The sequence below is a fragment of the Vreelandella malpeensis genome (assembly GCF_020622355.1).
Classification (GTDB): domain Bacteria; phylum Pseudomonadota; class Gammaproteobacteria; order Pseudomonadales; family Halomonadaceae; genus Vreelandella; species Vreelandella malpeensis.
On sequence record NZ_WHVL01000002.1, the window covers coordinates 15016 to 34427 of the forward strand.

The 19412-nt window shown below is 65.7% G+C and carries 17 protein-coding genes; 1 reads left to right on the top strand and 16 read right to left on the bottom strand.

Features of this window, described 5'->3' with window-relative positions; genetic code table 11:
- Window positions 1–52: 52 nt before the first annotated feature.
- The 8 genes from GEV37_RS05365 to GEV37_RS05400 form a co-directional block, all read right to left on the bottom strand.
- Window positions 53–568, bottom strand: coding sequence for an STAS domain-containing protein (locus GEV37_RS05365; protein WP_227389225.1), 516 nt, complete (start codon window positions 566–568; stop codon window positions 53–55).
- Window positions 558–1751 (bottom strand): PP2C family protein-serine/threonine phosphatase, encoded by a 1194-nt coding sequence (locus GEV37_RS05370; protein ID WP_227389226.1) that lies wholly within the window; start codon window positions 1749–1751, stop codon window positions 558–560. The genes GEV37_RS05365 and GEV37_RS05370 overlap by 11 nt, the downstream gene beginning before the upstream one ends.
- 21 nt (window positions 1752–1772) lie before the next feature.
- A complete protein-coding gene (locus GEV37_RS05375) occupies window positions 1773–2567 on the bottom strand; it encodes an MlaA family lipoprotein (RefSeq protein ID WP_227389227.1) in 795 nt (264 codons plus the stop codon).
- Window positions 2568–2613: 46 nt separating this feature from the next.
- A complete protein-coding gene (locus GEV37_RS05380) occupies window positions 2614–3735 on the bottom strand; it encodes a beta-ketoacyl-ACP synthase III (RefSeq protein ID WP_227389228.1) in 1122 nt (373 codons plus the stop codon).
- A 23-nt stretch (window positions 3736–3758) separates the two neighbouring features.
- A complete protein-coding gene (gene hrpA / locus GEV37_RS05385; RefSeq protein WP_338035108.1) occupies window positions 3759–7742 on the bottom strand; it encodes an ATP-dependent RNA helicase HrpA in 3984 nt (1327 codons plus the stop codon).
- Between the two features lie 106 nt (window positions 7743–7848).
- Complete coding sequence (locus GEV37_RS05390; RefSeq protein WP_227389229.1) at window positions 7849–9519, bottom strand: AMP-binding protein; 1671 nt, start codon at window positions 9517–9519, stop codon at window positions 7849–7851.
- A gap of 183 nt (window positions 9520–9702) precedes the next feature.
- Window positions 9703–10485, bottom strand: coding sequence for a class II glutamine amidotransferase (locus tag GEV37_RS05395; protein ID WP_227389230.1), 783 nt, complete (start codon window positions 10483–10485; stop codon window positions 9703–9705).
- Between the two features lie 12 nt (window positions 10486–10497).
- Window positions 10498–10980, bottom strand: coding sequence for a hypothetical protein (locus GEV37_RS05400; protein ID WP_227389231.1), 483 nt, complete (start codon window positions 10978–10980; stop codon window positions 10498–10500).
- A 79-nt stretch (window positions 10981–11059) separates the two neighbouring features.
- On the opposite strand from GEV37_RS05400, the gene GEV37_RS05405 reads away from it, so the two are divergent.
- Window positions 11060–13135, top strand: coding sequence for a S9 family peptidase (locus tag GEV37_RS05405; RefSeq protein ID WP_227389232.1), 2076 nt, complete (start codon window positions 11060–11062; stop codon window positions 13133–13135).
- Between the two features lie 267 nt (window positions 13136–13402).
- Here GEV37_RS05405 and GEV37_RS05410 read toward each other — a convergent pair whose 3' ends face one another.
- The 8 genes from GEV37_RS05410 to grxD all read right to left on the bottom strand — a co-directional run bounded on the left by GEV37_RS05410 (window position 13403) and on the right by grxD (window position 19341).
- The gene (locus tag GEV37_RS05410; protein WP_227389233.1) at window positions 13403–13849 is read right to left on the bottom strand and encodes a YcgN family cysteine cluster protein; all 447 of its coding nucleotides are present in this window, start codon (window positions 13847–13849) and stop codon (window positions 13403–13405) included.
- A gap of 11 nt (window positions 13850–13860) precedes the next feature.
- Complete coding sequence (locus tag GEV37_RS05415; protein ID WP_227389234.1) at window positions 13861–14454, bottom strand: acyl carrier protein phosphodiesterase; 594 nt, start codon at window positions 14452–14454, stop codon at window positions 13861–13863.
- The gene (locus GEV37_RS05420; protein WP_227389235.1) at window positions 14451–14741 is read right to left on the bottom strand and encodes a YcgL domain-containing protein; all 291 of its coding nucleotides are present in this window, start codon (window positions 14739–14741) and stop codon (window positions 14451–14453) included. The genes GEV37_RS05415 and GEV37_RS05420 overlap by 4 nt, the downstream gene beginning before the upstream one ends.
- Complete coding sequence (gene rnd, locus GEV37_RS05425; RefSeq protein ID WP_227389236.1) at window positions 14741–15871, bottom strand: ribonuclease D; 1131 nt, start codon at window positions 15869–15871, stop codon at window positions 14741–14743. The genes GEV37_RS05420 and rnd overlap by 1 nt, the downstream gene beginning before the upstream one ends.
- Window positions 15872–15942: 71 nt before the next feature.
- A complete protein-coding gene (gene recR / locus GEV37_RS05430) occupies window positions 15943–16548 on the bottom strand; it encodes a recombination mediator RecR (protein WP_227389237.1) in 606 nt (201 codons plus the stop codon).
- A gap of 3 nt (window positions 16549–16551) precedes the next feature.
- On the bottom strand, window positions 16552–16878 hold the full coding sequence (locus GEV37_RS05435) for a YbaB/EbfC family nucleoid-associated protein (RefSeq protein ID WP_227389238.1): 327 nt from the start codon (window positions 16876–16878) through the stop codon (window positions 16552–16554).
- A 79-nt stretch (window positions 16879–16957) separates the two neighbouring features.
- Complete coding sequence (gene dnaX, locus GEV37_RS05440; protein ID WP_227389239.1) at window positions 16958–18883, bottom strand: DNA polymerase III subunit gamma/tau; 1926 nt, start codon at window positions 18881–18883, stop codon at window positions 16958–16960.
- Window positions 18884–18984: 101 nt separating this feature from the next.
- Complete coding sequence (grxD, locus tag GEV37_RS05445; protein ID WP_227389240.1) at window positions 18985–19341, bottom strand: Grx4 family monothiol glutaredoxin; 357 nt, start codon at window positions 19339–19341, stop codon at window positions 18985–18987.
- Window positions 19342–19412: the final 71 nt, after the last annotated feature.

Below are 19412 nucleotides of genomic sequence, written 5' to 3' on the forward strand. Positions count from 1 at the left end.
CGCCCCGGGGCCAGAGGCCTCGGGGCGATGGGGATACGCGGATCATGCCCGGCTAGTGAACGGCGGAGTCCTGGGCTTCGAGCATGTCCACCAGCGGCTGGAATTGCTCGCGGTTGTGCTCGCTCATGTGCATGAGCAGGCGATGCGCCTCGAGAATGCGATCGCGCAGCCCCTCCTCGTCGGACGGGATCTCCGGAAGCTCGGTGAGCGTCGCGTCGAGTTCATTGGCACCCTGCAAAGGCCGGTCGATCAGCGTGAAAAAACGAGCGAAGCCCATCACGTCGAGCATCTTGCGAATGTCGGGATTGCTGGCGATGATCGTCGGCGGATGCGCCAGGCGCCCCTTCACCGCCATCGCCACCTTGGCCAGAAAGCCCAGGGCGCTGGAGTCGACGTTGCTCGCCTCGCGCAGGTCGATCATCACCGTGTGCAGCCCCGGCGTATCCGCCAGGCGCTGGGCCTGGACGTCGAGCGTCGCGCACAGCGTCAAGCGCACGTCGCCGCAGAGCTTCAGAATGAAAACGCCGGAATCGAATGCCGCCTTGATGCGGCCTTCTTCAATCAGCATGACTAAATCCGCTCACCATCATGATTGTCAGGTCATCGGGTAGAGCGTCGCGCTCCTGGCCGTCCTCGTCGCCCCCCTTGCCTTTCGACAGGAGAGCGCTGGTCTGGGCGAGCCGGTCACGCAACTGCTCGAGTGTGTCACTGTCGCTTACTAGTTGCTCAAGCTCCGTGAGCCGCATGTCGAGCGTCCTACCCGGCAGGCATTCCAGTACGCCGTCCGAACAGAGCCATAGGCGAAAGTCAGGCGGGAGTTTACAGTCAAGTGTGGGATAGTCGATATCGGGAAAAAGTCCGACCGGCATCCCCTCGCCTTCCAGGCGCATCAGCGTGTCACCTGCTACCAGAATCGGCATCGGCAGCTGTGCGCCGAGCGAATAGTGAAGGGTCTTTGCCTCGTGGTCAATCACCGCGACGAAAAGCGTGGCGTGCTTGCCGATATCGGTATCCTGGAGTTCCCGGTTCAGTGCCTGCAGCCAACGGGCCGGCAACCGCTCGGGGTGGCGTCCATCCCACTCGTTCAGCCAGCGAATGAAGAGGTACTTGAGCAGTACCGTGACGAACGCCGAGGAGGCGCCATGACCGGCGACATCGGCGAAATAGAACGCACTGTAGCGCTCGTTGAAGCGCTGATAGTCGAGAAAGTCACCGGAGAGATAGAGCGACGGCGCGAACCAGTAATCGAAGTGCACGTCGTTGATCACCCGGGGATGGGGCGGCAGCAGCCGCCGCTGAATGTAGCCGCCGCTTTGCTGGTCCATGCGCAGCAGCGCCAGGTGAGTCTCCAGGCTCTCGTTGAGCTCTTCGAGACGCGCCCGTTCGCATTCGTGCGCCTTTCCCAGAGCATCGAGCTCCACCGCCTTGCGGATCATGCAGCGCACAAGCTCGGTATGGCGCAGGGGGTCGACAACGTGATCGAGCAGCCCGCTCTTCACCGCCGCGAAAAGCCCCGGCTCCACCTGGGAGTCGCTGACCACCAGAGTGGGCACGCTCGCGGCAAGTTTCCCCCACTGCTCGGGGCGCACCACAGCGGCCCTGGCCACCACCAGGGCGGTATCGACCGGCAGCGCGTCGATGTTCTCGGTGGCGAGCACCGCCAGGTCACGGCAGGTAATGGCCCGGGCCAGCGCGTCGCGCTCAGGCCCGGGTCGGTCGATCACCGCGATGAGATGTCTGGAAGAATCCATACCAAGCCTCAGCGCTTCGCCTTACTCGGCGAAGGCATCGTCATCGAAATCCGCATCGTCGAACTCGAAGCTATCCATCGCGAAGGGATCGTCGCCCAGCTCGCCATCATTGATCAAGAACTGGCGCCGCTGCAGGTAGGCATCGCGAATGAAGCGGTAGCGGTCGCCGCTGATCAAGGACTCCTGGTCGAGCAGCCCGGCGCGGGTATCGACGATATTGAGCGCGGTCAACCCGATACGCACCTTGTCGTCTTCGACATAGGTGTTGGGGTGGGCCGCGATGTCCGCCGGCAACCCCGTGGTATCACGCAGGGTACTGGGTCCGAGCAGCGGCAGCACCAGGTAGCGCGAGTCCTCCCAACCCCATACCGCCAGGGTCTGACCGAAGTCCTCGTCGTCGGCGGTGATCTGCATGTGGGTAGCGTAATCGAGCAAGCCTGCAACACCCACCGTCGAGTTGATCAGAAAGCGAGACGTGGCAAGGCCGGCATTGGCGGGCTTGCCCTGCAGCAGGCTATTGATGGCGGTGCGAATTTCGCCCAGGTTGGAGAAGAAGTTGCCGACGCCGGTCTGCACCGGGTCCGGCGTGACGGTGCGATACCCTTGGGCCACCGGCTTGAGCGCGTAGCGGTCGAGCACGTCGTTGAAGGCGAACACGCGGCGGTTGAAGCCTTCCCACGGGTCATCCGGATGCGCCTGCTCTGCGCTGCCGGTGGTGGCACAGCCCGACGCTCCCAGCGCAGCGAACAGCACCACCGGCAGCATTCCCTTGATCATTTTGCCGGCCGGCACTTGCGTGGCTTGCGACCTTGACATGATGAATCCCTCGTCTTTTTAGTTAGGTCCCGCTACTCGCGGCGCATCATTGGCAGCGCAGCACGACGCTACCGGCGCTGTAGCCTGCCCCGAAGGAGCAGATTAGCCCGATATCGCCAGCAGCCAGGTCGTCGCGGTGCAGGTGAAACGCGATGATGGAACCGGCAGAGCTTGTATTAGCGTAGCGATCCAGGATGATCGGTGCCTGAGTTTCGCCGGGATCGAACCCCAGTACCTTGCGTGCGATCAGGTCGTTCATGTGGCGATTGGCCTGATGCAGCCACAGCCGCTTGACGTCGCCCCCCTCGAGCTCAAGCGACGCGAGATGCGCAAGAATCAGCTGCGCCACCATCGGGCAGACCTCCTTGAACACCCGCCGCCCTTCCTGGACGAACAGCTTGTCCGCTGCCAGCGGGTCGCTGTCAGTGACCCGGTTGAGAAAACCCGCGTTGTTGCGAATGGCGTTGGAGAAGCGTGTGACCAGCCGCGTGCCGAGGATCTCGAAGCGCTGGTCGCTCACCGCGAGATCGCTGCGCTCGAGCACCACCGCCGTGCAGGCATCGCCGAAGATGAAGTGGCTGTCACGGTCGGTGAAGTTCAGGTGCGCCGAACAGATCTCGGGATTGACCACAAGAGCGCGCTTGACCCGGCCCGCAGCGATAGCGCTGGCGGCGTTCTCGATGGCAAAGGTGGCCGAGCTGCAGGCCACGTTCATGTCGAACCCGTGACCCGACGCGCCGAGCGCCTCCTGCACCTCGACGGCGAGCGCCGGGTAGGCGCGCTCGAGGTTGGAGCAGGCAACGATCACGAGCTCGATGTCGGCCGCATCGACGCGGGCACGCGACAGCGCTTCACGGGCGGCACTGGTGGCCATTTCGCACTGAAGCGAGGGCTCATCGTCGGACCGCTGGGGCAGTTTCGGGCGCATGCGCTCGGGGTCGAGAATGCCTTCGGCGTCGAGCACGTAGCGGCTCTTGATGCCCGAAGCCTTCTCGATGAATTCACGACTCGAGTGGGCGAGCGGTGCGCGCTCGCCGGCCGCGATCTCGTCATGAAACCGTTCGTTATGGCGATCCACGTAGGTATTGAACGCCCCGACCAGGGTGTCGTTGTCGATGGCGTGCTCCGGGGTATAGAGCCCGGAGCCGGTAATCACTACGTCGTGCATGTCGTTCTCCCGTTGGCGGCCGTCTACCGGCGCGTGATCTCTTCCCACTGCTTCTCGAGACGTTTGGCCGATACCGGCATCCTGGTGCCCAGCTGCTGGGCGAACAGGGAGACGCGAAGCTCCTGCAGCCACCAGCCGAAGGTCACCAGCGCCGGGTCCTCGACCCGGCCCCGGCGCTCGCTTTCGCGCCGGGCGTCGAAACGGGCCTCGAGCGCCTGGACGTCGTTCATCATCATCTGGTCGCGACCACGCTCGCGAGGGGCCTTGTCGAGGCGGATCAACGCAGCCTCGAAGTAGCGCGGATACTCGGCCAGCCACTCCCCCGCATCACGGATGAAGCCAGGATAGACCAAACGCTGCATCTGTGCGCGCACATCGCCGTAGACCAGCGCCAGGGCGAAATTGAGGCTCCCCTTGAGCCGCTTGCTGACCTCGAGATGACCTTTCAGCGCCGCCTCGACCTCGCCAAGCAGCGCCTTGGCGCGCTCGACGAGCTCGCCTTTCACCTCGCCAAGCCGCGCCTCCAGCTCGCCTGCCGAACGCGGCAACGGATCGACGGCCACGCCCTGGGTGAACACCGCCAGGAGCACGTCATCGATGAACGCGGACTTGGCGCCCACGTTGGTGAACAGCAGCGCCCCCTTCTCCATGGCCGGCAGCGCCTTGATCGCCTTGACCAGCGCCGGGCACTGATTGATCGCCAGGCGTGCCACGCCTTCGCGGTGGGCAGCCTCGGCCTTGGCCGGATGATCGAACAGCGCGACCTTGAAGGCGCTGCCCTCTGCGCTCAGCGCCGGGTAGGCCTCCACGCGAATGCCCGCCTGAGTGGTCACCCGCGAGGTCGGCAGCGGCGTCTCGGGCAGCGCGTCGAGCGTCGGTGCCTGGGTAGCCTCCCGGGCCAGCGCCTGGGCACCCAGGCTTGCTGCCTGCTCGAAGCGTTTCTCCAGCGCGCGCACGTCGCGCCCCTGCCCCAGGGTCTTGCCAACGTGATCCACCACCCGCACGTTCATGATCAGGTGCGGCTCGAGCAGATCCAGGCGCCAGTCGTCCGGATGAACGCGGGTGCCGGTGCGCTTGCGTAGAAACTCGCCCAGCGCCTCGACCAGCGGGCGCTCGTCAAACACCAGCACCTCGAGGGCGGCGTCCACCCAGTCGGGAATCGGCACCACCTGGCGACGGATGCTCTTGGGCAGCGACTTCAAAAGCGCAATGCACTTCTCGCGCAGAAGCCCCGGTACCAGCCAGTCGAGCGCGGCCACCGGCAGCTGGGAAAGCATCGCGGCGGGCACGGTCAGGGTGACGCCATCGTCCTCGGCCTGCGGGTCGAAGTGGTAGCTCACCGGATACGCCACCCCGGCGATGGTCAGGTGATCCGGGTACTGTGCCTGGGTGACGTCCTCGGCGGCGCGCGCCTTGAGCGTCTCGATATCGAATTTCAACAGCGCCGGCGTCTCGCCTTCTGCCTGCTTGCGCCAGTGCTCGAAGCCGCGGCCGTTGACGATGTCACCCGGAATGCGCGCGTCGTAGAAGGCGTAGAGCGTCTCTTCGTCGGCCAGGATGTCGCGCCGACGCGCCCGCTCCTCGAGCGCCTCGACCTCGTCGATCAGCGCCCGGTTGTGGGCGAAGAACGCGCCCCGAGTGCGAAACTCGCCTTCGACCAGCGCCCGGCGAATGAAGATCTCTCGCGAGGTGACCGGATCGATGGGGCCGAAATTGATGCGCCGACGGGCGACGATCGGAAGGCCGAACAGCGTCACCTGCTCGAAGGCCACTACCTGGGCGCGTTTCATTTCCCAATGCGGCTCGCTGTAGCTGCGCTTGACCAGGTGCATGGCCTGGGGCTCGATCCACTCCGGGTCGATGCGGGCCACGGTGCGGGCGTAGAGCTTGGTGGTCTCGACCAGCTCGAAGGCCATCACCCACTTGGGCGTCTTCTTGGCGAGCCCCGAGCCCGGGTGGATGAAGAACTTGCGGTTGCGTGCGCCCAGATACTCACGGTTCTCGAGCAGGTTGCCGATGTTCGACAACAGCCCCGACAGCAGCGCCTGGTGGAGCTTGCCGGAGGTCTTGCGCCTTGCCTGGCGCGCCTCCTCCTCGCTTTCATCCTCGTTGACCGGCGGCGGCCCCGGCACCTCGATGTCCATGTCGCGCAGCAGTTGCCTGAGCTGGCGGAAGGTGTCGTGCCACTCGCGCATGCGCAGATAGTTGATGTAGTGCTCGCGACACCAGCGGCGCAGCTGATTGCCGGACAGCGCCCCGCGGGCGTTCTCGATGCCGTGCCACAAATTCAAAAGCGCGACGAAGTCCGAGTCCGGATCGCGCCATTTCTGGTGGGCCTGGTCGGCGGCCTGGCGCTTGTCCGCCGGGCGCTCGCGCGGGTCCTGGACGGCCAGTGCCGAGACCACGATCAGCACGTCGCGAAGGCTTTGGCGCGCCGCCCCCTCGAGCACCATGCGTGCCAGGCGCGGGTCGATGGGAAGCCTTGCCAGCTTGCGCCCCAGCGGGCTGATGCGCTCCTGGGCGTCCACCGCGCCGAGCTCGAACAAGAGCCGGAAACCATCCTTGACGAAGCGAGCGTCCGGCGGGTCGACGAAGGGGAAGTCCTCGATGCTGCCGAGCTTCAAGGAGAGCATCGAGAGAATCACCGAGGCGAGGTTGGTGCGCTGGATCTCCGGATCGGTGAAGGCTGGCCGCGACAGGAAGTCCTCTTCATCGAAAAGGCGAATGCATACGCCTTCGGCGATCCGCCCGCAGCGCCCCTTGCGCTGGTTGGCACTGGCCTGGCTCACCGGCTCGACGGGCAGGCGCTGGATCTTGGCTCGGTAGCTGTAGCGACTGATGCGCACCAGCCCCGGGTCGACCACGTAGCGGATGCCGGGCACGGTGAGCGAGGTTTCCGCCACGTTGGTGGCCAGCACGATGCGCCGCCCCCGGTGCGGGGCGAACACCCGGTTCTGCTCCTCGTTGGAAAGCCTTGCGTAGAGCGGCAGGATCTCGGTGCCCTTGAAGTCCGCCCGGCGCAGCGTATCGGCGGTCTCGCGGATCTCGCGTTCGCCGGGCAGAAAGATCAGCACGTCGCGCGGTCCATGCAGCCAGCCGCGCTCGCGCTCCAGCGTCTCGATCTCCGCGATCGCCTGGACGATGCCCTCCTGAAGGGTGCGATCCGCCTCGTCCTCCTCACTGCGCACCAGCGGCCGGTAGAGCACGTCGACATCGAAGGTGCGACCGGACACCTCGACCACCGGCGCCGGCGCCTCCTCGCGGCCAAAATGCGCGGCGAAACGCTCCACGTCGATGGTCGCCGAGGTGATGATCACCTTGAGATCCGGGCGCTTGGGAAGAAGACGCTTGAGATACCCGAGCAGAAAGTCGATGTTGAGGCTACGCTCGTGGGCTTCGTCGATGATGAGGGTGTCGTAGCGCCACAGCATCGGATCGTGCTGGGTCTCGGCCAGCAGGATACCGTCGGTCATCAGCTTGACCAGCGTCGTGGCCGCACTCTGGTCGGTGAAGCGCACCTGGTAGCCGACCTGCTCGCCCAGCGGCACCTGAAGCTCTTCGGCCAGGCGCGTGGCCACACTGCGCGCGGCGAGTCGCCGTGGCTGGGTATGGCCGATCAGGCCGCGACGGCCGCGGCCGAGCTCGAGGCAGATTTTGGGCAACTGGGTGGTCTTCCCCGAGCCGGTCTCGCCGGCCACCACCACGACCTGATGATCGCGCAGCGCCGCCAGAATGTCCTCGCGACGCTCGACCACCGGAAGTTCTGCGGGGTAGTCGAGGGTCACCCGGGCGGCGCTTCGCTCGGCGTAGTGCTTGCGAGCCGTTTCCAGCTCGCGACGCAGCTTGGCAAGGCCCTGGTCGATCGGCTTGGCCTCGCGAAGCCGCCGCCTCAGCCCCTCGATACGCTGCGCCAGGCGCTGGCCATCGCGCAGGGTCACGTCGTCAAGCGCCTGCTCGAGCTCGGTCAGTTGTCGGGCGGGGGTCGCGGGGGGCGTCTCGGTGGTCACGTTGGGCTCAGCTTCCTTCCAGAAAGAAAAAATTCGGCCCACCTGGAAAAGTGGGCCGAACAGTATAGCGCCTTCGCCATTGATTGGGCCAACCAGGGCGGGTCGTCTACTTGACGTTCTGCTCTTGATCGCGAAGCTCCCGGCGCAGCACCTTGCCGACGTTGGTCTTGGGCAGTTCGTCACGAAACTCGACGTGCTTGGGCACCTTGTAGCCGGTCAGTTCCTTCTTGCACCAGGCACGCAGGGCCTCGGCGGTGAGCTCCTTGTTTTTCGAGACGACGAAGAGCTTGATCGCCTCTCCCGCCTCTTCGTCCGGCACCCCGACCACGGCCGCCTCGATCACGTCCGGGTGGGCCGCTACGACATCCTCGATCTCGTTGGGATAGACGTTGAATCCCGAGATCAGGATCATGTCCTTCTTGCGATCGACGATGCGGATGTAGCCATCCTCCTGCAGCACGGCGATGTCGCCGGTGTGGAACCAGCCGCCGTCGTCGATCGCCTTGCGCGTCTCCTCGTCCTGGTTCCAGTACCCCTTCATCACCTGCGGGCCCTTGACGCAGAGCTCACCGGGCTCGCCCAGCGCAACGTCCGTACCGTCGGCATCCACCACCTTCACCGAGGTACCGGCCACGGGCTTGCCGATGGTGCCGAGCTGAATAGCGTCGGTGGGGTTGAAGCTTACCACCGGCGAGGTCTCGGTCAGGCCGTACCCCTCTGCCACCGGACAGCCGGTCACCTCCTCCCAGCGCTTGGCGATGGGCTTGGTGAGCGCCATGCCGCCGGAGATGGTGAGCTTGAGCTTGGAGAAATCGAGTGCCTTGAAGTCGTCGCGCAGGCACAGCGCGTTGAACAGCGTGTTGAGGCCGATGAAGGCGGTGAAGGGCAGCTTCTTGAGCTCCTTGACGAAGCCCGGCAGATCACGAGGGTTGGTGATCAGCACCGAGTGGTTGCCGGTTTCCATCAAAAACAGGCAGTTCACCGTGAAGGTATAGATGTGATAGACCGGCAGCGGCGCAATCACGAGCTCGCTGCCGTTTTTCAGATGCTGGCCAATGGCGAGCCGCGCCTGAAGCATGTTGGCGATCAGGTTGGTATGGGTAAGCATCGCCCCCTTGGGTCGCCCAGTGGTTCCGCCGGTGTACTGCAGCGCGGCCACGTCCTCGCGGTCGCGCTTGACCGGGTTGAAGCGCTGGCTGGCGCCGGCCTTGAGCACCTGGCGAAAGCCTACCGCTCCGGGCAGGCGGTAGGTCGGCACCATCTTCTTGACGTACTTGACCGCCGCATTGATCACCCAGCGCTTGGGCACGTCATGCAGGTCGGCAAGCTCGGTCACCACCACGTACTCGAGGTCGGTCTGGTCGAGCACCTTGTCGAGCTTGTGCGCCATGTTGGCGAGAATCACGATCGCCTTAGCGCCGGAATCCTTGAACTGGTGGGCCATCTCGCGCTCGGTGTAGAGCGGGTTGGTATTGACCACCACCAGCCCTGCGCGCAACGCACCGAACACCGCCACAGGAAACTGCAGCACGTTGGGCAACTGAATGGCGATTCGATCGCCGGGCGCGAGGGTAGTGTCGTGTTGCAACCAGGCGGCGAACCGGGCCGAGTAACGGTCCAGATCGTTGAAAGTGAGGGTTTTGCCCATGCAGCTGAAGGCGGGCTTGTCGCCGAAACGTTCGATGGCGTGGTGAAAGACATCCGTGACTGAATCGTACTGATCCAACCCTTCAAGCGCTGCGCCTTGCAGCATGGGGGCATCGGCGTGTTCGCTCATGGGCAATCTCCGCTATCCGTGTCGATAAGTGGACCGACCTTGTTTTTATGATCAAACTGGGTGACGCGTTACCGAGTCGAGCCATCGTCGTGGCAAGCGTTCAAGATATACGAGGGGTGCCATGCTGTAAAACGGCTGCTTGAAACCACTGTTTCAACGTATCGCCCGACCGCCGGTATGGGGTCAGTATGGTCCGTAACGCGCGCGAATGCTTCCTTGCTGCCAGACCAGCAGCTCGCCGGGCGCCATGGCGCTCCAGCGTTCGTTGTGGGTCAAGGGCGCGGTGGCGATCACCGAGACCACATCGCAGGGCGTGGTGTGCTCGCTGAAATTGACCGTCATGTCCGCATCGGCGAGCTCGGCCTCGCCGAAGGGTGCCTGGCGAGTGATGTGCACAAGCTTGGTGGAACAGAAACAGTAGAGCGACTCGCCGTCGGAGAGCAGCAGATTGAAGACCCCGAGGCCGCGCAGCCGTTCGCACAGGGTGTGCAAGAGCGCCGCTACCGGCTCGAAAGACGCGGGTGCCACGGGAAAGGCACGGCGCAGTTCTCCCAAAAGCCAGCAGAAGGCGTGTTCGCTGTCGGTGCTGCCCACCGGGGTATAGACGTCCAGGGGCAGCGCCTGCCAGCCCTCGAGCTGGCCGTTATGGGCGTAGCACCAGGGCCGGCCCCACATCTCGCGGGTGAAGGGGTGGGTATTGGCCAGGCGCACCCCGCCTACGTTGGCCTGGCGAATATGGCTGATGACCACGCGGGACTTGATCGGGTAGTCGCAGATCAGGCGCGCGATGGGCGAGTCGACGCTCGGGTGCGGGTCGCGAAACTCGCGATACCCACCTTCTTCATAGAAGGCGATGCCCCAGCCGTCGCGGTGGGGGCCGGTGCCTCCGCCGCGGTTGAGAAACCCCGAGAAGCTGAAGCAGATATCGGTCGGGACGTTGGCACTCATGCCCAAGAGCTCGCACATGCGCCGGGTCGCCTAGTTGATCACCGGCTCGCGCCGGCGCGGCTCGCCGGGGCGCCGCTTGGCGGCGGGGGCGCGGCGCTCGTTGGAAACGCGACCCTCGCCGCCGGGCGGACGGCGGTCTTCCGGCGGACGCTTGGCCGGGGTGCGCTCGACGGGGCGCCGCCACCACCAAAGCGCCACGCCGACCGCAGCACCAAGCGCAATCCCGAATACCAGCCACAGAAGCGCCCCGCGCAGGGCTGAGGCATTGTGCTCCAGGAAACCCACTGCTGAGACGAAGGCCGCCGGCGCCCAGCCGGTGTAGAACTCGTTCTCCTCGACCAGCGGCAGGCTGAACCGTGCGGGCATCCACATCGCCCCGGCCACGCACCAGGTGATGACCAGGCGTGGCAGGCGCGGTAGGAAACTCAGCGCGAAGTACACCGCGATCAGCACGACCAGCGACACCCCGTAATAACTCAGCCATAGAAGTGACATTGAGCCTGTAAACAGCATAATACCCTCGTGTGGGTGAACGCACCCGCGGTTGATTTCCCGTTATGGTACCTGTCAATTTATGAAAGCACAGCCCGGCATGCCCAAAGACTCCCCCGTCACGCGTCACAAGCGCCACGACGACCCCGACTGGCACTGGCTGGAGCAGCGCGATGCCCCCGCTACGCGCGCCTTTCTGGAGGACGCCAACCAGGCCCACGAGCGCTGGTTTCGCCCGCTCGCACCACTTGCCAGCGCCCTCTACCAGGATCACTTGAGCCGGCGCGAACTCGCGGTGAAGAGTCTGGAAGCCGAGCTCGACGTCTTCGCGGTCTGGAGCGAAACCGGCCAGGACGACGACTACCCGCGCTGGTGGCGCCGCCCGCTCGACCAGGGCAGCGCCCCGGCGTGCTTTTTCGACGTGGTCGAGCGCGCCGGCCGCCACGCCTTCTTCGACATCGGCGACATGGCGCTCGCCCCGGACGAGCAGTGGCTCGCCTGGAGCGAGGACACCCAGGGCGACGAGCGCTACACGCTGTGGCTCAAGGCGCTGCCCGACGGCGAGCCGCACAAGCTCGCCGACGACATCGGCCCGGCGCTGTGCTGGGCGGAGGACCAGACCCCGCGCGGTGCGACGCTCTTGTTCACCCGCTTCGATTCGACCCAGCGCCCGGACAGCCTGTGGCGCTGTCAGGTCGACTTCACCGCCCCCGAACGCCCGGCACCCGCCACCCTGGTGTTTCGCGAGGAGGACGCGGAATTCTGGCTCGGGATGGGCAAGACCCGCTCGAAGGCGTGGCTTCTGATCGAGACCAGCGCCAAGGACACCACCGAGATCCTGGCGATTCCGGCCGATGCGCCCAACACCCCGCCGCGCCTTCTGCACCGGCGCATCAAGGGTGTCGAGGTCAGCATCGACCATCGCCCGGGCGCCTTCTATCGGCTGCACAACCAGGATGGCCCGCACTTCGCCCTAGATACGCTCGCCGAGGCGGCGTGGGAAAAAGGCGATGCGCCGACATGGCAGACGCTGATCGCCCACGACGACGCCCGCACCCTTGAGGGCATGGACGCCTACGCCTGGGGGCTGATCGTCGCGCAGCGAAGCCACGACGAGGCCCAGACCCGGCTGCGCCGGCTGGTGCTCGACGGGCTCGACGAGATCACGGTCGATACGCTGATCGCGCTGCCCGAAACGCCCTGCTCCCAGTTGCTCGAGGATTCTGCGCACTTCGACACCACGACCGTACGGCTGCGCGAGGAGTCCTTCACCCGCCCGGCGAGCTGGTACGAGCTGGACTTGGAAAGCGGTGACCGCCGGCACCTGAAGACAGTGCCGGTGCACGGCGGCCTCAAGCCCGAAGCGCTGGTGAGCAGGCGGATCTGGGCCAGCGCCCCGGACGGCGAACGGGTGCCGGTATCGATCGTGATGCGCGCGGATCTCGCCGACCAGCCACTGCCCACGCTGCTCTACGGTTACGGCGCCTACGGCGAACCGCTGGATCCTTGGTTCTCGATCGCCAGGCTCTCGCTGCTCGAGCGCGGCGTTGCCTTCGCCGTGGCTCACGTGCGCGGCGGCGGCGAGCGCGGCGAACCCTGGTACCTGGACGGCAAGATGGCTCACAAGGAGAACAGTTTCGACGACTTCCTCGCCGCGCGCCAGGAGCTGGTGGACGAGGGCCTGAGCCAGGCAAAGCGCATAGTCGCGGTCGGCGCCAGCGCCGGCGGACTGCTGGTCGGCGCCTGCGTCAACCGGGCACCCCAAGCGTTCTGCGCCGCCGTGCTGGACGTGCCGTTTCTGGACGTGCTGCGCACCATGCAGAACCCGGACCTGCCCCTGACCACCGCCGAGTACAGCGAGTGGGGCAACCCCGCCGAGCTTGAGGTCGAGGCGCGCCTGCGCGGCTATTCGCCGATGGACAACATCCAGCCCCAGGCCTACCCGGCGCTGTGGATCGAAGGCAACTGGTTCGATACCCGAGTGGGCTACTGGGAGCCGGCCAAGTTCTACGCGCGGGTGAGCCAGGCGCAACGAGGCGATGCGCCGATCCTTCTGCACACCGACATGGACAGCGGCCACGGCGGCGCTTCCGGGCGCTTCAAGAGCTGGCAGGATGCGGCGCGCCAGGACGCCTTCATCCTGTGGGCACTGGGCCTGGCCGACGCGCCGGTCTGATCGGCGTCTGCCAGAGACGAAAGCTCCCGCGGAGCACGCTTCGCGAGAGCTTTCACTTAATGAAAAAAATTTCCATAAATCTTTCCACAATCGATCTCCCGGGTATAATGGCCGTTAGTCGCATAGACCAACGTCTAATTCAAACCAGGAGAGTGACATGAAGTATCAAGAGCGTTTTCTGACCATCTGGGACACCCCGACCGCATCGGCGGACAAGCCGGCGCGCGTATCGCGCTTCAAGTGCCTGGTGATGGCACTGCTCGCCCGCTAGTCGATGGGCAGGATGGCGATGATGTAATCCTCCCACTCCTTCTCCGGCACCGCGTCCTGTGAAACGGCGAAACCGCGTACGCTGACGCCCTTGCGATGGACGCGCTCGGCGTCGTTGCTCAACAACGGATGCCAGCTGGCGAGCTTGCGCCCCTCTGCCACCCGGCGATAGCCACAGCTGGTGGGCAGCCAGGTGAACTCGCGCACCAGCGCCGGGGTGAGCTGGGTACAGTCCGGCACGCTTTCGAAGCGGTTCTCGTAGTCGCTGCACTGGCAGCTATGGGTATCCAGCAGCCGACACGCCACGCCCAGCACGGCGAGCTCCTTGGTCTCGTCGTCGTGAAACTTCAAGAGGCAGCACTGCCCGCAGCCGTCGCAAAGCGCCTCCCACTCCTCGGCGGTCAGCTCCTCGAGCGGATATCTTTCCCAGAAACGTTCGCGCATGGCGCCCTCGTTCATTGAATCTTGCCTGCACCGGCCGGTTCGTCGCTGCTCGATAGCGTCGCGAGACAGTCGGCCCAAAGGGTGTGAAAATCTTTCTCCAGCCCCGCGTAGTCGCTTTCAAGCCAAGGCACGAGCTCGAGCAGCCGGTTGGGGCCGGTGAGCCTGCGGCCCACGCCCTCGATCGCCCGGCAGGTAAAACCGAAATCAGCATAGCGGCGCAGCCAGTCGTGCTCGACGAGCACCGGCATCATCGCCTCCAGTCGCGCTGGCGCCGGATGAGCGGCGAGCAGCGCATAAACACGTTCGACGAAGACATCGAAGGCCTCGCGTCCTGCAAGCTCGCGGGCCAGAAAATGGTCCCAGAGAATGTCCAAGGCGATGCCGGCGTAGCGGCGCTGGGCAGCGGGAGCACGCTGGCGGGCGCCCCGCACCGCCGGGTGGGCATCGACGAAGGCGTCCACCCGACGATGGTGGCGAATGCCCCGGGCCATGGCCGCAGGCCAGGCCGTGAGATCCCGACCCTTGACGCCGTCGGCGATCACGTTGCCAAGTAAAAAGGCGTCATCGGCTTGGCGCACGAGCCAAGCGTGGGCGAGAAAGTTCACGAGCGCTCGGCGTGAGCCCGGTGGATGTCCAGAAGGTAAGGCTCCCTGGCCGGCGGCATCTGCAGGTAGAAGCCCTGCTCCTCGATCGCCGCGATCACTTCGTCGACCTCGACCCGGGCGAGCGTCTTGTCCGGTGTGAGGATCATGGTAAGCACAGCCACGGGCTTGCCGAAGGTCGCCATCAGGGCCTCGGGCACCGGAGCGAGTCCGCGGCGCTTGTCGACGTAGAGATACATCTCTTCCTTGCGCGAGCTCTTGAAGATTTCGCACAGCAGTTTGTCGCTCATCAAACGCTCTCCTTCAGGGCATCATTCAGGTCGTCGTTGAGGATCTCGCCGCGCCAGCCGGTCGGTAGCGTCGGGGCCTCTCCGGCCAGCGCCTGCATCACCAGCGCCTCGATGTCGCGCCGACGCATCAGCACTTCCGGGGCGATCAAAAGCGCCTCGGCCTTGGCGCCGATCACTCGCTTGAGCGCCTTGAAGCGGCGCTTGAACACGGGCTCCGCCGGGTCCGGCCAAGGCGTGGGCAGCGCTTCTTCCGGGCAGTGGCGCGCGGTGTTGACCAGCTCGAGCAGCGTGTCGCCCTCCTTCTTGACCAGCGTGGGCTTGACGCCCTCGACCGCCGCCAGCTCGAAGCGGTTCTTGGGCATCGCCTCGGCCACGGCGAACAGCAGCTTGTCGGCGGCCAGCCAGTTGCGCGGCAGATCGCGCCGGCGGGTTTCGCCCTCACGCCAGGTGGTCATCAGCCGGTAAGCCTCGAGCTGTCGTGGCGCCAGGCGCCATAGCTGACGCTGGCGGGTATACCACAGCGCATCGCTCTGCGCGTTGCGCTCGGCCTGGGCGAGCTGGGCATTGCACTCCTCCATCAGCCACGCGCGGCGCCCCAGAGCCTCGAGCTTGCCGGACTGCAGCGCCCATACCTCGAGCAGGTAGAGCACATCGAGGGCCGCGTAGGTGCACTGGCTCTCCGTCAGCGGGCGCAGGAGCCAATTGGAGCGGGTCTCCTCCTTGGGCAGGGTTTCGCCGACCCAGTGCTCGACCAGTTTCTGGTAACCCATGGCCGGCACCTCGCCCAGCAGCGCCTGGGCAATCTGGGTGTCCACCAAAGGCGTGGGCAGCACGCCCGCCCAGAGCTTCAAGACCTCGAGGTCCTCGCTGCAGGCGTGCAGGAGCTTCAACGCCGAATTCTGCAGCAGCGCCCGAAACGCGGGAGTACACTCAACCGCCACCGGGTCGATCAGGTAGGCGGTCTGGCCGGCGGAGAACTGGATCAGCGCGGGCAACGGGAAGAAAGTGTTCTCGCGAAAGAACTCCGTATCGAGGGCCAGGACGCTGGCGCCCTCGACGTCCCGGCAGGCGGCGTCGAGGGCCTCGGCGGTCGCTATCCAGCGATGATTGGGGGGCGTTAGAGCGGACACGGTAGACGTTCCTGTGAACTACAACGGCGCGGTTGCAATGAGAATGAAAAAGACGGAAGGCGCGAGCGGGCTCACTCGAGCCCGAACGGCAAGCGGCCGTTGAAGGCGCGACTGAGCGTGCCGCCATCGACGTACTCGAGCTCGCCACCCATGGGCACACCGTAGGCGAGCCGCGAGAAGGCGACGCCGTGGCGGGCGAGCTGCGAGGCGATGTAGTGCGCCGTCGCCTCGCCCTCCACGGTGGGATTGGTGGCCAGCACCACTTCCTTGATGGCGCCCTCCCCGACCCGCTCCTCGAGCAGATCCAGCCCGATCGCCTCGGGGCCGACCCCGTCGAGTGGCGAGAGATGCCCGTGAAGCACGAAGTAGCGCCCTTGGAAGCCGCCCGCCTCCTCGATGGCGAGCTGATCCGCCGGCGACTCCACCACGCACAGCAGCGAGTCGTCCCGACGCGCGCTCTCGCACAGCGCGCAGACCGGTGCTTCGGTGAGCGTGCGACAGCGCTGGCAGTAGCCGACCTCGTCGATCGCCTGGGCGATCACCTCGGAGAGGCGCTTGCCGCCTTCGCGCTCACGTTCGAGCAGGTGCATCGCCATGCGCTGGGCGGTCTTGGGCCCGACGCCCGGCAGCACCCGGAACGACTCGATAAGCTGCTCGATGAGGGGGGAGAAGCGCATCGATCAGAACGGCATCTTGAAGCCGGGCGGCAGGTTGAGCCCGGCGGTGGCTTCTTCCATCTTGGCCTTGGAGTTGGCTTCCACCTTGCGCACGGCGTCGTTCACCGCGGCGGCCAGCAGGTCTTCGAGAAGCTCCTTGTCCTCTTCGAGCACGCTCGGGTCGATGGTCACGTCGCTCACGTCGTGGCGGCCGTTCATGGTGATCTTGACCATGCCCGCGCCGGCCTCGCCGTGCACTTCCGCCTTGGCCACCTCTTCCTGCACCTTCTGCATCTTTTCCTGCATTTCCTGGGCCTGCTTCATCAGGTTGCCCATTCCACCTTTGAACATGGTGTCACTCCTTTACTGGTTCAGTGCATGCCGAGAGTAAGCGTAAGCCGTAACGCCCGCGCTGTCATGGCGCTAGGTTCTAGGTTCTGGGTTTGACGCTGGCTTCGTCGAGGGTGGCCCCGAAGGCTTGCGCAAGCTTTAGTATATTGGGGTCGCGCTGCAACAGATCAACGGCCTGGGCGTGGCGCTCGCGCTGAAAGCGCAGATCCTGCTCGCGGGGAGTCTCGATGGCACGGTCGAGCTCGGCTACCTCGAACACGATGCGTCGCGGGAACCCCTGCCCTTCCAGCGCCTTCTGGATGCGCTGCTCGTGGACCTCGGCCTGCATCGCCGCCTGGCCGGGGTCGAGGTGAAAGACGAGCGTGCGGCCATCGTCGCTGGCCACCTGGCAATGGGCGGCCAGGTTACGCGTCAGCCCGCCGAGGCCCAGGGCGTCGAACAGCCCCAGCCAGCGGGCGTGGTCGAGCCGGTCGCCGGCACTCGCCGGGGCTTCCTGCGGCGCGTCGCTCGGCGCCGTATCGACAAGAGGAGGTGGTACGGGCGAAGGCTCGGCCGGGGCGTCGGACTCGGGCGCTTCTTCTATACCGTCACCTTCTATACCGTCACCGGGCGTGCCGATGGGCGCCTGAGGCGGCCAGGGGTCACTCGACGCCTCGCTTGCCGGTGCCTCGTCGAAAGGTACCGGACCAGGGTCGTCCTGCATCCAGGGCGGCGGCTCCGGCGCGGGTGCCGGTTCCAGCTCGGGCTCGGGCTCAGGTTCGGGCTCGGCTGCCTGCAGCGCCGGAGCGTGCGCCGGCGGCGCGGGCGATGCAGGCTCAGGCTTTTTTGGCGCGGCCTCGTCCGGCACCTGATCGGCGGGCTCCGGGCGCAGCGGTAGCGGCGTGCGCGGTGGCTTGGGAACACCCTGGGGGCGAAACGCCAGCATGCGCAGCAAGGTCATTTCCAGGGCGCTACGCAAATCCGGCGCGTGAACCATGTCGCCACGTCCCTGGATACCGATCTGGTAGTAGAGCTGCAGATCCTCGGCAGTGAACCGTCCGGCGAGCTGAAGGATGGTGTCGCGGTCGCCGTGGCCGTTGTCCACCGCGCCGGGCACCACCTGAGCTACCGCCAGACGATGCAGGATCGCCGTCAGCTCGTCGAGCACGGCAGCGAAATCCGGGCCCTGCTCGGCGAGCGTGGCCACCTCGGCCAGCAGCGTCTGGACATCGACATCGGCCAGCGCCTGGACCAGCGCCATGACGTGGCGATGATCCAGGGTACCGAGCATGGCGGCGACATCCGCATGGCGCACTGCGCCCTGACCGAAGGCGATCGCCTGATCGGTGAGGCTCATGGCGTCGCGCATGGAGCCTTCGGCAGCCTTGCCCAGAAGCCATAGCGCGCTCTGTTCGAACTCGACATGCTCCTTGCCCAGCACGTAGGTCAAATGCTCGACCACCCGCTCCGGCGGCATATGCTTCAGGGTGAACTGCAGACAGCGCGACAGCACCGTGGGCGGCAGCTTCTGCGGGTCGGTGGTGGCGAGCAGGAACTTGACGTGGGGCGGCGGCTCCTCGAGGGTCTTCAGCAGCGCGTTGAAGCTGCTGGTCGAGAGCATGTGCACCTCATCGATGAGGTACACCTTGTAGCGCCCCTGGGTCGGCGCGTACTGAACGTTGTCGAGAAGCTCGCGAGTGTCTTCCACCTTGGTGCGCGAGGCGGCGTCCACCTCGATCAGGTCGACGAAGCGCCCCTCGTCGATCGCCCGGCAGCTGTCGCACTGACCGCAAGGCGTGGAGGTGACCCCTTCGTCACCGCGTCCGTTGGCGGTGCAGTTGAGGCATTTGGCGAGAATCCGGGCGAGCGTAGTCTTGCCCACGCCGCGAGTACCGGTGAACAGGTAGGCGTGGTGAAGCCGCCCTTGGTCGAGCGCGTTGACCAGCGCGCGCTGGACATGGGTCTGACCGACCAGCTCGTGAAATGTACGCGGGCGCCATTTGCGGGCCAGAACCTGATAGCTCATTGAGCACTATTTCCTGTGGCGGGTTCCTGAGGCGGGCGGGCTCCCCGGAGGCCAAGCCGCCTGAGAGCCAACGTGCAAGTGGCGCGCGAGCGCCGTGGGGATCACTCGCTCGGCGCGTCGCCGTTGTCGGCAGCCGCGGCGCGCTGACCGGCCGCCTTGACGAGTTTCTCGAGCTCACCGCTCTGGTGCATTTCCATCACGATGTCGCAGCCGCCGACCAACTCGCCTTCGACCCACAGCTGAGGGAAGGTCGGCCAGTTGGCCACCTTGGGCAGCTCGCTGCGAATGTCCGGGTTGTCCAGCACGTTGACGAAGGCAAAGCGCTCGCCGCAGCTCATCAGCGCCTGCACGGTCTGGGCCGAGAAGCCGCACTGGGGCAGCTGGGGCGTCCCTTTCATGTAGATCAGGATGGGGTTTTCGCTGATCTGGCGTTGGATGTTCTCAACCGTGGTGCTCATATCGTGCTCCTTGAATCGATGGCGGACCGGGGGAATAGTCTAGACCACGCGTCGAGCGCAGCGACGTCCGC